Origin of the sequence: Streptomyces caeruleatus (assembly GCF_001514235.1) — a bacterium.
Lineage (GTDB): Bacteria > Actinomycetota > Actinomycetes > Streptomycetales > Streptomycetaceae > Streptomyces > Streptomyces caeruleatus.
This window is the reverse complement of record NZ_KQ948937.1, coordinates 171,150-185,835: the sequence shown is the minus strand read 5'-3', so window position 1 is coordinate 185,835 and position 14,686 is coordinate 171,150. Positions and strand designations below refer to the sequence as shown.

General features: G+C 70.1%; 13 protein-coding genes. 5 read left to right on the top strand and 8 right to left on the bottom strand.

What is annotated here, in order from left to right:
* Positions 1–41 precede the first annotated feature (41 nt).
* Positions 42–530, top strand: a complete 489-nt coding sequence (locus AQJ67_RS35035) for a DUF3180 domain-containing protein (protein ID WP_062723370.1) — start codon at positions 42–44, stop codon at positions 528–530.
* A gap of 65 nt (positions 531–595) precedes the next feature.
* On the opposite strand, the gene folE is transcribed toward AQJ67_RS35035, so the two are convergent.
* The 6 genes from folE to dacB all read right to left on the bottom strand — a co-directional run bounded on the left by folE (position 596) and on the right by dacB (position 8,438).
* Entirely contained in the window at positions 596–1,201 is a 606-nt protein-coding gene (gene folE, locus AQJ67_RS35030) for a GTP cyclohydrolase I FolE (RefSeq protein WP_062723369.1), read from the bottom strand.
* A 148-nt stretch (positions 1,202–1,349) separates the two neighbouring features.
* On the bottom strand, positions 1,350–3,389 hold the full coding sequence (gene ftsH, locus AQJ67_RS35025; RefSeq protein WP_062723368.1) for an ATP-dependent zinc metalloprotease FtsH: 2,040 nt from the start codon (positions 3,387–3,389) through the stop codon (positions 1,350–1,352).
* Positions 3,390–3,595: 206 nt separating this feature from the next.
* Positions 3,596–4,156: a hypoxanthine phosphoribosyltransferase gene (gene hpt / locus AQJ67_RS35020; RefSeq protein WP_062723367.1), complete on the bottom strand. Its 561-nt coding sequence runs from the start codon at positions 4,154–4,156 to the stop codon at positions 3,596–3,598.
* Positions 4,157–4,231: 75 nt separating this feature from the next.
* Positions 4,232–5,422, bottom strand: a complete 1,191-nt coding sequence (gene tilS / locus AQJ67_RS35015; protein WP_062723366.1) for a tRNA lysidine(34) synthetase TilS — start codon at positions 5,420–5,422, stop codon at positions 4,232–4,234.
* 211 nt (positions 5,423–5,633) lie between these two features.
* Positions 5,634–6,758 carry a zinc-dependent metalloprotease gene (locus AQJ67_RS35010; RefSeq protein ID WP_062723365.1) on the bottom strand — a complete coding sequence of 375 codons (1,125 nt, stop codon included), beginning with the start codon at positions 6,756–6,758 and terminating at the stop codon, positions 5,634–5,636.
* Between the two features lie 99 nt (positions 6,759–6,857).
* Complete coding sequence (gene dacB, locus AQJ67_RS35005) at positions 6,858–8,438, bottom strand: D-alanyl-D-alanine carboxypeptidase/D-alanyl-D-alanine endopeptidase (protein WP_062723364.1); 1,581 nt, start codon at positions 8,436–8,438, stop codon at positions 6,858–6,860.
* A gap of 124 nt (positions 8,439–8,562) precedes the next feature.
* Between dacB and AQJ67_RS35000 the strand changes: the two genes are divergently transcribed.
* Both AQJ67_RS35000 and AQJ67_RS34995 read left to right on the top strand, forming a co-directional pair.
* Entirely contained in the window at positions 8,563–9,054 is a 492-nt protein-coding gene (locus AQJ67_RS35000; protein WP_062723418.1) for an inorganic diphosphatase, read from the top strand.
* 140 nt (positions 9,055–9,194) lie between these two features.
* Positions 9,195–10,826 carry a threonine/serine exporter family protein gene (locus tag AQJ67_RS34995; protein WP_062723363.1) on the top strand — a complete coding sequence of 544 codons (1,632 nt, stop codon included), beginning with the start codon at positions 9,195–9,197 and terminating at the stop codon, positions 10,824–10,826.
* A gap of 142 nt (positions 10,827–10,968) precedes the next feature.
* On the opposite strand, the gene AQJ67_RS34990 is transcribed toward AQJ67_RS34995, so the two are convergent.
* On the bottom strand, positions 10,969–11,874 hold the full coding sequence (locus AQJ67_RS34990; RefSeq protein WP_062723362.1) for a DedA family protein: 906 nt from the start codon (positions 11,872–11,874) through the stop codon (positions 10,969–10,971).
* Positions 11,875–12,008: 134 nt separating this feature from the next.
* Here AQJ67_RS34990 and AQJ67_RS34985 point away from each other — a divergent pair, with 134 nt between their 5' ends.
* Positions 12,009–12,374 carry a YbjQ family protein gene (locus tag AQJ67_RS34985; RefSeq protein ID WP_062723361.1) on the top strand — a complete coding sequence of 122 codons (366 nt, stop codon included), beginning with the start codon at positions 12,009–12,011 and terminating at the stop codon, positions 12,372–12,374.
* 25 nt (positions 12,375–12,399) lie between these two features.
* On the opposite strand, the gene AQJ67_RS34980 is transcribed toward AQJ67_RS34985, so the two are convergent.
* Positions 12,400–13,161, bottom strand: a complete 762-nt coding sequence (locus AQJ67_RS34980) for a MerR family transcriptional regulator (protein WP_062723416.1) — start codon at positions 13,159–13,161, stop codon at positions 12,400–12,402.
* 89 nt (positions 13,162–13,250) lie between these two features.
* Between AQJ67_RS34980 and gad the strand changes: the two genes are divergently transcribed.
* Positions 13,251–14,672 (top strand): glutamate decarboxylase, encoded by a 1,422-nt coding sequence (gene gad, locus AQJ67_RS34975; RefSeq protein ID WP_062723360.1) that lies wholly within the window; start codon positions 13,251–13,253, stop codon positions 14,670–14,672.
* Positions 14,673–14,686 lie beyond the last annotated feature (14 nt).

Here is a 14,686-nt window from a genome sequence, read left to right as displayed (position 1 = left end):
CCCCACACGCCGTGGGGACCCGGGGGAGCTGAAGGGACACCGTGAGAGAGCTGCGCATCAGGATGCTGGCCGGCGTGTTCGTCGTCGCCGGCGTCCTGTCCTGGGCGGGCGCCCGCCTGTGGAACTCCGTCGGGACCCTGCCCAGCGTCCCCCTGGCCGCCCCCATCGTCCTGGCGGTCATCGCCGTGGTGCTGCTGGCCACGGCCCTGTCGATCCGCGCCCGCCTCAAGGCCCAGCGCGAACGCCGCCCCGAGGCCAAGGGCGTCGACCCCCTGATGGCCGCCCGCGCGGTCGTCTTCGGCCACGCCAGCGCCCTGGTCGCCGCCCTCGTCGCCGGCATGTACGGCGGCACCGGCGTCTTCCTCCTGGAGTCCCTCGACATCCCGGCCCGCCGCGACCAGGCCATCTACGCCGGCTTCTCCGTCCTGGCGGGCATCGGCGTGATAGCGGCGGCGGTCTTCCTGGAGCGCGTGTGCAAGCTCCCGGAGGACGATGAGCACAATGGGGCGGGGGCGGCGCCGACGGTCTGAAGCGGCTGAAGGGCCTGGGAACCGGCCCGGGGCGAGGGCGGTTCACCGCCCCGCGCCCGCCGTGATCAGCGGGCCATGATCAGGCTCATCGCCTCGTTGCGCGTCGCCGCGTCCCGCAGCTGGCCGCGCACCGCCGACGTTATGGTCTTCGCGCCCGGCTTGCGGATGCCCCGCATCGACATGCACATGTGCTCGCACTCCACGACCACGATCACGCCACGCGGCTCCAGGATCTCCATCAGGGAGTCCGCGATCTGCGTGGTGAGACGCTCCTGCACCTGCGGCCGACGGGCATAGACATCCACCAGCCGGGCCAGCTTGGACAGCCCGGTGATCTTGCCGGACGTGGCCGGAATGTATCCGACGTGAGCGACGCCCCGGAACGGCACCAGATGATGCTCACAGGTCGAGTACACCTCGATATCCTTCACGAGCACCATCTCGTCGTGCCCGATGTCGAACGTCGTGGTCAGCACGTCCTCCGGCTTCTGCCACAGCCCCGCGAAGATCTCCTTGTACGCCCGCGCCACCCGCCCCGGCGTCTCCCGCAGCCCCTCGCGATCCGGGTCCTCTCCGACCGCGATCAACAGCTCACGCACAGCGTTCTCGGCGCGCTTCTCGTCGAACTCGCCGATGCGGCCCTCGCCGTCCAGCGTCACGGGGTCGGTCATGTGGTGCCTCGTTCCTCTGCGGGTCGCGCGCGTGTGGGCCACGTGCGCGTCTGAACTGCGGGCATACGAAAATGCCGCGCCCCCCAGGCTAAAACCTGGGGGGCGCGGCATCCATTCCGGGCCTGGTAGGGGCACCAGGGCCTGGGTGTCAGCTCTCGGGACGGTCCTCGGGGGCCGGCTCGGCCGCCGGGGCGGGGTCCGTGAGCGTCGACTTGGCGGTGGAGATCGCCGGGGTCGCGCCGTTGGCGCCGTTCGTCAGTGCGAGCTCCTTCGGGGAGAGCACCGGCGGACGGGTGGACGGCGTGCGGCGGGAGGAGCCGGTCCAGGCGGGACGCGGCGGACGCTTGACGATCGGGGCGAAGATCTCGGCGATCTCCTCCTTGCCCAGCGTCTCCCTCTCCAGCAGCTGCAGGACGAGGTTGTCGAGGACGTCGCGGTTCTCGACCAGGATCTCCCAGGCCTCGTTGTGCGCGTTCTCGATGAGCTTCTTGACTTCCTCGTCCACCAGCGCGGCGACCTCTTCCGAGTAGTCGCGCTGGTGAGCCATCTCACGTCCGAGGAACGGCTCGGTGTTGTCGCCGCCGAACTTGATAGCACCGAGGCGCTCGGTCATGCCGTACTGCGTGACCATCGCGCGGGCCGTGGTGGTGGCCTTCTCGATGTCGTTCGCAGCGCCCGTGGTGGGGTCGTGGAAGACGAGCTCCTCGGCCGCGCGGCCGCCCAGCATGTAGGCCAGCTGGTCCAGCATCTCGTTGCGGGTCGTGGAGTACTTGTCCTCGTCCGGCAGGACCATCGTGTAGCCGAGGGCTCGGCCTCTGGACAGGATCGTGATCTTGTGGACCGGGTCGGAGTTCGGGGAGGCCGCCGCGACCAGGGCGTGTCCGCCCTCGTGGTACGCGGTGATCTTCTTTTCCTTGTCCGACATGATCCGGGTCCGCTTCTGCGGGCCCGCCACGACGCGGTCGATGGCCTCGTCCAGCATCTGGTTGTCGATGAGCTTCTTGTCGGAGCGGGCCGTGAGCAGCGCGGCCTCGTTGAGGACGTTGCTCAGGTCGGCGCCGGTGAAGCCCGGCGTGCGGCGGGCGACCGCCGACAGGTCGACGTCCGGGGCGACCGGCTTGCCCTTCTGGTGGACCTTGAGGATCTCCAGACGGCCCTGCATGTCCGGGCGGTCGACCGCGATCTGGCGGTCGAAGCGGCCGGGGCGCAGGAGGGCCGGGTCGAGGATGTCGGGGCGGTTCGTGGCGGCGATGAGGATCACGCCGCCCTTCACGTCGAAGCCGTCCATCTCGACGAGCAGCTGGTTCAGGGTCTGCTCGCGCTCGTCGTGACCGCCGCCGAGGCCGGCGCCGCGGTGGCGGCCGACCGCGTCGATCTCGTCGACGAAGACGATCGCCGGGGCGTTCGCCTTGGCCTGCTCGAACAGGTCTCGGACTCGGGAGGCACCGACACCGACGAACATCTCGACGAAGTCGGAACCGGAGATCGAGTAGAAGGGGACGCCGGCCTCGCCGGCGACGGCGCGCGCGAGGAGCGTCTTACCGGTGCCAGGAGGCCCGTAGAGCAGTACGCCCTTGGGGATCTTGGCGCCGACTGCCTGGAACTTCGCCGGTTCCTGGAGGAACTCCTTGATCTCCTGGAGCTCCTCGACGGCCTCGTCCGAGCCTGCGACGTCCGAGAACGTCGTCTTCGGGGTGTCCTTGGTGATGAGCTTCGCCTTGGACTTCCCGAAGTTCATGACCCGGGAGCCGCCGCCCTGCATCTGGTTCATCAGGAACAGGAACACGACCACGATGAGAACGAACGGCAGCAGGGAGAGCAGGATGCCGACGAACGGGTTCTGCTTCGACGGCGAGACCGTGTAGCCGTCGGGGATCTGCTTCTGCTGGTACTTGTTCTGCAGCGTGTTGGCGATGTCGACGCCCTGGTCGCCGATGTAGCTCGCCTGGATCTTAGTGGCGCCCTCGACCTTTTGGCCGTCCTTGAGCTGCGCCTTGACGATCTGTTCGTCGCCGGTGGTCAGCTTGACCGACTCGACCTTGTTCTCATTGATCGCCTGAACGACCTGGCCGGTGTCCACCGTCTTGTAGCCGCCGGACGAGCCGACGACCTGCATCAACACGACCACGGCAAGGACGGCCAGCACGATCCACATGACCGGCCCACGGAAGTATCGCTTCACGTCCATCCATACGGAGCGGTGTCGCCCCGTCCCTCCTGCCATAGTGAGTTTGATAAGACAGTTCTTCTGACGGTACCCCAGCTTCGGCGACCGTAGCCGCACGGGAGGGCTGGCAAGCCCGTCTGCATGCTCCAACGGCGCGAGGCCCGCCGGGGTTCCCGATCTTCGTACGTGCTTGGGCCCTTCGGGTCCGGTTGCCCGGACCGGCGGGCTCAGCCTCCGTAGACGTGGGGCGCGAGCGTACCGACGAACGGGAGGTTGCGGTACTTCTCGGCGTAGTCGAGGCCGTAGCCGACGACGAACTCGTTGGGGATGTCGAAGCCGACCCACTCCACGTCGATGGCGACCTTCGCGGCGTCCGGCTTGCGCAGCAGCGTGCACACCTTCAGCGAGGCGGGCTCGCGGGAGCCGAGGTTGTTGATCAGCCAGGACAGGGTCAGTCCGGAGTCGATGATGTCCTCGACGATCAGGACGTGCCGGCCCTTGATGTCGGTGTCGAGGTCCTTGAGGATCCGCACGACCCCGGAGGACTGGGTGCCGGCGCCGTACGACGACACCGCCATCCAGTCCATGGTGACGGGGGTGGACAGCGCCCGGGCGAGGTCCGCCATGACCATCACCGCGCCCTTGAGGACGCCGACGATGAGCAGGTCCTTGCCCGCGTACTCCGCGTCGATCTTCGCGGCCAGCTCGACCAGCTTGGCGTCGATCTCTTCCTTGGTGATGAGTACCTCCTGGAGGTCGGCACCCATGTCTTTCGCGTCCACCCGCATCACTTTCGGTCGTCCCACCGGCCGGTCCGGCCGCTCACGCGACCCCGCTGGAGGGGGCCGGTGGGAGGTCCGGTTTCAGCCTTGCCGAATCACCAGTCTGCCACCCTGGCGCTGGGCGACGACTTTGCCGGGGAGATTGATGGCTCCCTGGCCGCGCCAGCCGGTGATGAGGCGGTCGACTTCCTCGATGTGGCGGGCGAACAGCGCACCGGCGGGTGCTCCGGCCTCGATGGCGGCGCGGCGCAGGATCCGGCGGCGTACGGCGGGCGGCAGCGCGTAGAGCTTGGCGCACTCCAGCAGGCCGGCCGAGTCGCGTACGGCGGCCTCGGCCTGGCGGGCCCAGGAGTCGAGGGCGTCGGCGTCGTCGCGGGAGAGCTGGGCAGTCCGGGCGAGGGCCTCGACGACGCCCTTGCCGAGTGCCTTCTCCAGGGCGGGCAGGCCCTCCTGGCGCAGTCGCGAGCGGGTGTACGCGGGGTCGGCGTTGTGCGGGTCGTCCCAGACCGGCAGGGACTGGACCATGCAGGCCTTGCGGGCGGTCTGCCGGTCGAGTCCGAGGAAGGGGCGGCGGTAACGGCCGTCGGCCCCCGAGACCGCGGCCATTCCGGACAGGGAGCGGATGCCGGAGCCGCGGGCGAGGCCGAGCAGGACGGTCTCGGCCTGGTCGTCGCGGGTGTGGCCGAGCAGGACGGCGGTGGCGCCGTGGCGGACGGCGGCGTCGTCGAGGGCGGCGTAGCGGGCGTCGCGGGCGGCTGCCTCGGGTCCGCCCGCGCGGCCGACGGTGACGGCGACGGACTCGGCCGGTTCGAGGCCGAGTTCGCGCATGCGCAGGACGACTTCCTCGGCGCGCAGGTCGGAGCCGGGCTGAAGACCGTGGTCGATGGTGATGCCGCCGGCGCGGATGCCGAGTTTGCGGGCCTCGAAGGCGAGGGCGGAGGCGAGGGCCATGGAGTCGGCGCCGCCGGAGCACGCCACGAGCACGAGCGGGGAGGGGGGTCGCTCGTGCGGGGTGGTGTGCGGGGGTTCCTGCGGGGTGGCGCCGGGGAGCTCGTACGGCGGTGCGAGCGCCGTGTCGTGCGCGGCGGGTGCGGCGCCGGTCGATGGCGCGGGCAGCACCGCGGGCGGCGTCGCGTGCGCGAGCTCGTACGAGGTCGCACGCGGGCGGCCGGGCGCGGAGGCGTCGGCGGTGCGGCTGTGTTCGGTGAGGATGTCGTGGAGGACGCGGCGGACCGCCAGGCGTATCGCCGCGACCGCAGGATGGGGACCCATGTCCGGTTCCCTTCATGAAATTGTCGGGGGGCGAGCCCGAGCTCGGTCACTCAGAGTGTGTAGATGGTGACAGAACCGGGCCGTTCCCCGAGCATCGCACGCCTACCCATGGCTCACGGTCCCTCGGACGGGTGATTGGAGGGGCGTTCGCCTGCCGTCGGCCGGATTCGGTTCACGACGTTCGTATGAGATGCACGCCACGGCGCGTGATTCACGACTCCGCCTTGCGGTGCACCCGCGCGATCCAGTCCGCGGGTTTGGCGATCTCCGCCTTGGTCGGGAGGGTGTTGGGGGAGGTCCACACGCGGTTGAAGCCGTCCATGCCGACCTGGTCGTGGACGGCGCGTACGAAGCGTTCGCCGTCGCGGTACTGCCGGAGTTTGGCGTCGAGGCCGAGCAGTTTGCGCAGGGCCATGTCCAGCCTTGAGGCGCCCTTGGCGCGTCGCTGCTGGAACTTCTCGCGGATCTCGGCGACGGTCGGGACGACCTGGGGGCCGACGCCGTCCATCACGAAGTCCGCGTGGCCCTCCAGGAGGGACATCACGGCGGTGAGGCGGCCGAGGATCTCCCGCTGGGCCGGGGTCTGCACCAGTTCGACGAAAGAACGTCCGCCGTCGTCCTCTTCGGCCTCGGGGCGGCCGCCCGAGAGGGACTGCGCGGCCTCGCGGATTCGTTCGAGGACGGTCATGGGGTCGACGTCGGTCTCCCCCAAGAAAGACTGGATTTCGCCCTCCAGGTGGTCCCGCAGCCACGGAACGGCGCTGAACTGCGTGCGGTGCGTCTCCTCGTGCAGGCACACCCAGAGGCGGAAGTCGTGGGGCTGTACGTCGAGTTCGCGCTCCACGTGCACGATGTTCGGGGCGACGAGCAGGAGTCGGCCGCCGCCGTTCTCGCCGGCCGGGAGTTCGCGGGTGGCCGGGGCGAAGGTCTCGTACTGGCCGAGGACGCGGGAGGCCAGGAAGGACAGCAGCATGCCGAGTTCGACGCCGGTGACCTTGCCGCCGACGGCGCCGAGGACCGCGCCGCCGGTGCTGGTGCTGCGGCGCTCCTGCATCTTCTCGAGCAGGGGCTTGAGGATCTGGCGGAACCCGGCGACGTTCGCCCGTACCCAGCCAGGGCGGTCGACGACGAGGACGGGGGTGTCGTGGGTGTCCTCCGTGCCCATACGAGTGAAGCCCCGGACGTGTTCCTCCGAGGCCTTGGCATGTCGGCGCAGCTCGGCGACGACGGCCCGGGCCTCGTCGCGGCTCACCTCGGGGCCCGGCCGCACGAGCCGGGTCGCGGTCGCCACCGCGAGATTCCAGTCGACCATCTCGGCACCACCGATGCTCGTCATGTGTCAACCGTACGTGAGCGTTACCACTTGGGGCAGGCCGTGGGGGTTGGTGGGGCCACGGGGTGTTTGGCGGGGCAGGCGGGACTTTGCGGACACGGCCTAGGCACAGCCGCACGACGCCAGTGCCGTCGCCGTTCGGTCCAGGGCCGCTCGGGCCGCTTCCGTGTTGGCGCCGGTGGACAGGAAGGCGAAGGCGAGGAGGTGGCCGTCCTGGTCGACGACGGTGCCGGCCAGCGAGTTCACGCCGTTCAGGGTGCCGGTCTTCGCTCGGACGACGCCGGCCGCGCCGTCGGTGTAGCGGGTGGTCAGGGTGCCGGTGAAGCCGGCCACGGGGAGGCCGGTCAGGACCGGGCGGAGTTCGGGGTGGGTGGGGTCGGCGGCCTTGGCCAGGAGGGCGGTGAGGAGGTCGGCGGTGATTTTGTCGTCGCGGTCGAGGCCGCTGCCGTCCTTGAAGTCGGCGCCCGTCACGGGCAGCCCGAGCTTCCTCAGCCGGTCCCCGATCGCCTTGCCCGCGCCGTCGAAGTCGGCGCGCGCGCCGCTCGCCACGGCGGTCTGGCGGGCGAGGTGCTCGGCGATGTCGTTGTCGCTGTTGGTGAGCATCCGCTCGACCAGGGAGGACATCGGCGGTGAGGTGACCTCGGCCAGCGGCTCGGCCCGGTTCGTGGCCTTCGACGGGCCCGGGGCCGTGGTCTTGACGCCGCGGTCCGCGAGGAGCGCCGCGAACTGGGTCGCCGCATCCTTCGCCGGATCCTCGACCCGCCTCACCGGCCCGCTGGTGGAGTCGTCCGTGCGGGCCTCGTCGACCGTGAGGGCGCTGACCGGGGCCAGGTTGCCGTTGACGCCGATGGGGTGCAGTTCGGGGCCGGCGTAGAGCGTCTTGTCGTACGAAAGGGTGACCTCGCGTACGTTCCGCTTCTTCAGGGACTTGGCCGTGCGGTCGGCGAGGTCGCGCAGGCTGGCCCAGCCGTCGGCGTCCTTGCGGGCCGTCAGCGTGGGGTCGCCGCCGCCGACCAGGACGAGTTCCCTGGTGTCCGGTTCCAGGACCGCGCGGGTGGTGAGCCGGTGGTCGGGGCCGAGCGCGGTGAGGACGGCCACGGCGGTGGCGATCTTCGTCGTGGAGGCGGGGGTGAGGGGCTCGTCGGCGGCCTCGCCGTAGAGCTGCTTGCCGGTCGCCACGTCGACGACCGCGGCCGTCCTGCGGGCACCGAGCTCCGGGGCGTCCAGGAGGGGGCCCAGGAGGCCGGCGAGGGCCTTGGTGCTCGGGGCGGCGTGCGCGGTGCCGACGCCGCCGCCCAGACCGGGCAGGACGGAGGCCGCGCTGGGCGCGGGACGGGGCATGCCGGCGGCCGTATCGGACGTATCGGAACTACGGCCGTGATCTGCGCCACCCGTGCGCTCCTGGACGGCCGCCCGGTCCCGCTCGGCCGTACGCTGACCGGTGGAGTCCCAGGGGCCGGCGGCGGTCACCACTCCGGCGGCCAGCGCCAGTCCGGCGGTGGCGGCGCCCGCGGTGTACTGCCAGGTCTTCGGCCTCGTCATCCGCGCGGCCTGTGGGGAGACGGCTCGCGCGAGCCGTGCGACCCGCGGCTTAGCGGCGGTCGCGGCGCGTGCGAGACGTGGCCGTACGGCGTCCGCAGCCCGTGCCAGACGGGGTCGTACGGCGCCCGCGACCCGCGTCACATGCGGTTTCGCGGCTCGCCACGGCCTCAGCTCTGGCACGACCACCAGCCCCTTTCGCGATCACACACCTGCGTGAGGGACACTTAACCACCAGAACTATGTGCTGATCATGGAGGAGCCACCGGTGGAGTTCGACGTCACGATCGAGATTCCGAAGGGTTCGCGGAACAAGTACGAGGTGGACCACGAGACCGGTCGGATCCGCCTGGACCGTCGACTCTTCACCTCGACCGCCTACCCGACCGACTACGGCTTCGTCGAGAACACCCTCGGCGAGGACGGCGACCCGCTGGACGCGCTGGTCATCCTGGACGAGCCCACCTTCCCGGGCTGCCTCATCAAGTGCCGTGCGATCGGCATGTTCCGGATGACGGACGAGGCCGGCGGCGACGACAAGCTGCTGTGCGTGCCGGCGACGGACCCGCGCCAGGAGCACCTGCGTGACATCCACCACGTCTCCGAGTTCGACCGCCTGGAGATCCAGCACTTCTTCGAGGTCTACAAGGACCTGGAGCCCGGCAAGTCCGTCGAGGGCGCCAACTGGGTGGGCCGTCAGGACGCCGAGATCGAGATCGAGCGGTCCTACAAGCGCTTCAAGGAGCAGGGCGGCCACTGAGCCGTGCTCTCGGCCACGGTCTGAGTGACCGTCGGCTCTCAGCCATGTGAACAGGCTGCACGCGTGCGCGTGCAGCCTGTTCGCGTGTGTGTGCGCATACTGAGTGCGGCAGGAGGTGTCGTACAGGGAGTGCTACGCACGTGACGGACGCGGAGGACCGCAAACCGCAGTCGGACGAGGCGAGGATGGCGTTCACCCCGCCCGCCGGTGTGGAGGTGGGGGACAGCGAGTCGGAGACCACGTCCGAGTTCGCCCTCCCCCAGGGCCTGGACGTGCCACAGCCGCCGGTCCAGGAGCCCGAGGGGTCGGCGTTCAGCACGCCGAGCGGCTACAGCGTCGAGGACGCCTCGCCGGCGTTCACGCCCGCCGGTGGCATACCTCGGATCAGCCTGACCAAGGACCTGCCCTGGCAGGACCGGATGCGCACCATGCTGCGCATGCCGGTGGCCGAGCGGCCCGCGCCGGAGCGGATGCCGAGGGCGGAGGAGGAGGGTCCGGCCGTCCCGCGCGTACTCGACCTGACCCTGCGTATCGGCGAGCTGCTGCTGGCGGGCGGCGAGGGCGCGGAGGACGTCGAGGCGGCGATGTTCGCGGTCTGCCGGTCCTACGGCCTGGACCGCTGCGAGCCGAACGTCACCTTCACGCTGCTGTCGATCTCGTACCAGCCGTCGCTGGTCGACGACCCGGTGACGGCGTCCCGTACGGTGCGGCGGCGCGGCACCGACTACACGCGTCTGGCCGCCGTGTACCAGCTCGTCGACGACCTCAGCGACCCGGAGAGCCACATCTCCCTGGAGGAGGCCTACGGCCGGCTCGCGGAGATCCGCCGCAACCGGCACCCGTACCCGACCTGGGTGCTGACCTCGGCGAGCGGGCTGCTCGCGGGCGCGGCCTCCGTGCTGGTCGGCGGTGATCTGGTCGTGTTCGTCGCGGCCGCGCTGGGCGCGATGCTCGGCGACCGGCTGGCGTGGCTGTGCGCGGGGCGCGGGCTGCCGGAGTTCTACCAGTTCACGGTGGCCGCGATGCCGCCGGCGGCGATCGGGGTCGCGCTGGCCCTGGCGCACGTCGACGTGAAGGCGTCCGCGGTGATCACCGGTGGGCTGTTCGCGCTGCTGCCCGGGCGGGCGCTGGTGGCGGGTGTGCAGGACGGGCTGACCGGCTTCTACATCACCGCGGCCGCGCGCCTGCTGGAGGTCACGTACTTTTTCGTCGGCATCGTCGTCGGTGTGCTGGTGATCCTGTACTTCAGCGTCAACCTCGGCGCCAAGCTCACCCCGGACGAGGCGCTGGGGGCCTCCGACCGGCCGTACTGGCAGATCGCCGCGTCGATGCTGCTGTCGCTGACCTTCGCGGTGCTGCTCCAGCAGGATCGATCCACCGTGACCGCGGTGACCCTCAACGGAGGTGTCGCGTGGGTGGTGTACGGCGCGATGTACTACGCCGGTGAGTTCTCGCCGGTCGCCTCGACGGCCGTCGCGGCGGGGCTGGTGGGGTTGTTCGGGCAGCTGATGGCCCGGTATCGGTTCGCTTCGGCGTTGCCGTACACCACCGCGGCGATCGGGCCGCTGCTGCCGGGGTCGGCGACGTATTTCGGGCTGTTGGCGATTGCGCAGAACGATGTGAACAAGGGGTTGGTGTCGCTGGCCACGGCGGCTTCGTTGGCCATGGCCATCGCTATCGGGGTGAACCTCGGGGCGGAGATCTCGCGGATGTTCTTGCGGATCGGGTCGCCTGAGAAGCGGCGGGCCGCCAAGAGGACGCGGGGGTTCTGACGCCGGGTGCGGTGTCTTCCAGCGCTGGGTGCCTACGAGCTCGGTGCGTTCCGATCCGTGGCGGCTGCGGGTTCGTTGTGGTTGATCGCGCCCACGCGGCGGAGCCGCATATCGATGCAGCCCCGCGCCCCTATAGGGCGTTTCAGTACCCCTGGTTGGGCGGGTACTGCTGGTTGCCGTACTGCTGTTGCTGGCCGTAGCCCTGGGGGTACTGCTGGGCGTACGGCTGCTGCTGGGGCTGCTGGTCGTAGTACTGCTGGTCGTAGCCGTACTGCTGCTGGCCGCCCTGCTGGCCCTGGTTGCCGTACTGCTGCTGGGGCTGGGGCCGGTCGTCGGAGGGGATGGCGCGGAGCTGGGTCGTCGCGTCGTCCATCATCATGTGCTGCTGGTGGGCCGGGGTCGGGGCGGCCGGGGTCTCGGTCGCCGCGCGCTTCTTCTTGGCGCGCTCGCGGAGGTACTCGATGATGATCGGGACGACGGAGACGAAGACGATCAGGACGAGGATCGCCTCGACGTTCTTGTTGATGAACTTGATCTGGCCGAGCCAGTAGCCCGCGAGGGTGACGCCGGTGCCCCAGGCGATGCCGCCGATGACGTTGTACGTGAGGAACGTGGCGTACCTCATGCGGCCGGCGCCCGCCACGATGGGGGCGAAGGTGCGCACGATCGGCACGAAGCGGGCGAGGACGATCGCCTTCGGGCCGTACTTCTCCATGAACTCGTGGGCCTTGTCCAGGTTCTCCTGTTTGAAGAGCTTGGAGTTCGGGCGGTTGAAGAGCTTGGGGCCGAAGAACTTGCCGATCATGTAACCCACCTGGTCGCCGATGACGGCGGCCAGCACGATCAGGGTGCACACCAGCCACAGAGGCTGGCTGATGTACTGCCCCTGGGCCACGAACAGACCCGCCGTGAACAGCAGGGAGTCCCCGGGCAGGAAGGCGAAGAGACCGGACTCGGCGAAGACGATCAGCAGGATGCCAGGGAGGCTGAACGTCTCGATCAGATAGTCCGGGCTGAGCCACTCGGGGCCGAGCGCAAGCGTGGTCACGGGATTGTGGCTCCTGCGGGGAGGGGGCGGGGGCTGAAGCTGGCTGCTCAAATTATCAACGCTGCACCGGCCGCCCAGGTTCCATGGACCCCCTCAGGATGCACTGTGCCTCTGCTGGGTCAAAGCTGTGATTCATGGGCATCGAAGAGTTCGGCGGCGGACAGGGACCGCGACCCGAGGTTCTGGTGGTGACCACGAACGACGTTCCCGGGCACCGCGTCACAGAGGTCATCGGCGAGGTGTTCGGGCTGACCGTGCGCTCCCGGCACGTCGGCAGTCAGATCGGCGCCGGACTGAAGTCGCTGGTCGGCGGTGAGCTCAAGGGGCTCACCAAGACCCTCGTGGAGACCCGCAACGAGGCCATGGACCGGCTCGTGGAGCAAGCACGCGCGCGGGGCGCGAACGGTGTGCTGGCGTTTCGCTTCGACGTGGCCCAGGCGGCCGACGTGGGCACCGAGGTGTGTGCCTACGGGACGGCGGTGGTCCTGGCCCGGGAGTGACCCGTACGGGGTCCCGGGCCAGGCGCTACGCGGCGTGCCGGGCCGCGTTCGCGAGGATGGCCTCCCTGAGGTGCTCCGCGAGACCCTCGTGCATCGAGTCGTAGTACGCCTTGAAACGCTCGTCGGAGACGTACATCTCGGCGAGACCCTTGTGCATCTCGTACGGGCACTCGAAGTACCACGTGCCGATGTGCGCACGGTGTTCCTCGGCCATGTCCATGGCCCGCTCGCCGGTGGGCGACTCGCCGGCGGCCACCAGCGCCGTGTATCGCTCGCCCCACTCGTTGACCTCTGCCTGGATGCGCTTCCAGTCCTCCTTGGTGTAGCGGGCGGCCCGGCGCTGTGACTCGGCGTACGCCTCGGTCCCGCCCCAGCGCTGCTCCGCCTCCTCGGCGTACTGCTCGGGGTCCTTGTCCCCGAACACCTCGAACTTCTCCTCCGGCGTCAGATTGATCCCCATCTTGCGTGCCTCCATGGCGTGCTCCACGGCCTCCGCCATCTTCTGCAGCTTCTCGATCCGGGCGGTCAGCAGTTCGTGCTGGCGGCGCAGGTGTGCGCGCGGGTCCGCGTCCGGGTCGTCGAGCAGGGCGGCGACCTCCTCGAGCGGGAAGCCGAGCTCGCGGTAGAACAGGATCTGCTGCAGCCGGTCGAGGTCGGCGTCGCTGTAGCGCCGGTGGCCCGCGTGGCTGCGCTCGCTGGGTACGAGCAGGCCGATGTCGTCGTAGTGGTGCAGGGTGCGCACCGTCACCGCGGCGAAACCGGCGACCTGTCCCACGGAGTAGCTCACTTCCGCTCCCTTCTGTCCGACGCGCTCCACAGTGGGTCCTCACGTGGCGTGAGGTGCAAGCCCGGCGGTCCGGACCTACCGTCGTATGCATGCCACTGCATCCTGGGAACAGCGAAGCACCGGACGACAAGGGCGGCGGGCGCAGGCTCGCGGTCAACCCGTTCTACGGCGAGACGAACCCGGTCAGCGGCATGACCGAGGCCCCGCCCACGCATCGGCTGCCGGACGCGCCCCTGTCACCGTCGACGGCATACCAGCTGGTCCACGACGAGCTGATGCTGGACGGCAACTCCCGGCTCAATCTGGCCACTTTCGTCACCACATGGATGGAGCCGCAGGCCGGGGTGCTGATGGCGGAGTGCCGGGACAAGAACATGATCGACAAGGACGAGTACCCGCGCACCGCCGAGCTGGAACGGCGCTGTGTGGCGATGCTCGCCGACCTGTGGAACGCGCCGGACCCGGCGGCGGCCGTGGGCTGTTCGACGACCGGGTCGAGCGAGGCGTGCATGCTCGCCGGGATGGCGCTGAAGCGGCGCTGGGCCACGCGCAACGCCGACCGGTACCCGGGTGCCCGCCCGAACCTGGTGATGGGGGTCAACGTCCAGGTCTGCTGGGAGAAGTTCTGCAACTTCTGGGAGGTCGAGCCCCGCCTGGTCCCGATGGAGGGCGAGCGGTTCCATCTCGATCCGGGGGCGGCGGCCGAGCTGTGCGACGAGAACACCATCGGGGTCGTCGGGATCCTGGGCTCGACCTTCGACGGTTCGTACGAGCCGGTGGCGGACCTGTGCGCGGCTCTGGACGCCCTCCAGGAGCGCACCGGGCTGGACGTCCCGGTGCATGTCGACGGCGCGTCCGGCGCGATGGTGGCGCCCTTCCTCGACGAGGACCTGGTGTGGGACTTCCGGCTGCCGAGGGTCGCCTCGATCAACACCTCGGGGCACAAGTACGGGCTGGTCTACCCGGGGGTCGGCTGGGCGCTGTGGCGGGACCGGGCGGCGCTGCCGGAGGAGCTCGTCTTCCGCGTCAACTACCTGGGCGGCGACATGCCGACCTTCGCGCTGAACTTCTCCCGGCCGGGTGCCCAGGTCGTGGCGCAGTACTACTCGTTCCTGCGGCTGGGCCAGGAGGGGTACCGGGCGGTGCAGCAGGCCTCGCGGGACGTGGCGCGAAGGGTCGCCGACGCCGTGGCGAAGCTGGGTGACTTCCGCCTGCTGACCAGGGGTGACGAGCTGCCGGTGTTCGCCTTCACGACGGCCCCGGACGTGCGGGCGTACGACGTCTTCGACGTCTCGCGGCGGCTGCGGGAGAAGGGCTGGCTGGTCCCGGCGTACACCTTCCCGCCGAACCGGGAGGATCTGTCGGTGCTGCGGGTCGTCTGCCGCAACGGCTTCTCCGAGGACCTCGGCGAGCTGTTCCTGGAGGACCTGGGCCGGGTGCTGCCGGAGCTGCGCCGGCAGCCGCGCCCCTTCACCGAGGACAAGGGGGCGGCCACCGGCTTCCATCACTAGGCGGCGGCCGGGCG

Coding starts and splice junctions, on each gene's coding strand:
- folE (WP_062723369.1), bottom strand. CDS start 1,201: ATGACCGACCCCGTGACGCTGGACGGCGAGGGCCGCATCGGCGAGTTC.
- ftsH (WP_062723368.1), bottom strand. CDS start 3,389: ATGGACGTGAAGCGATACTTCCGTGGGCCGGTCATGTGGATCGTGCTG.
- hpt (WP_062723367.1), bottom strand. CDS start 4,156: ATGCGGGTGGACGCGAAAGACATGGGTGCCGACCTCCAGGAGGTACTC.
- tilS (WP_062723366.1), bottom strand. CDS start 5,422: ATGGGTCCCCATCCTGCGGTCGCGGCGATACGCCTGGCGGTCCGCCGC.
- AQJ67_RS35010 (WP_062723365.1), bottom strand. CDS start 6,758: ATGACGAGCATCGGTGGTGCCGAGATGGTCGACTGGAATCTCGCGGTG.
- AQJ67_RS34985 (WP_062723361.1), top strand. CDS start 12,009: ATGGGCATCGAAGAGTTCGGCGGCGGACAGGGACCGCGACCCGAGGTT.
- gad (WP_062723360.1), top strand. CDS start 13,251: ATGCCACTGCATCCTGGGAACAGCGAAGCACCGGACGACAAGGGCGGC.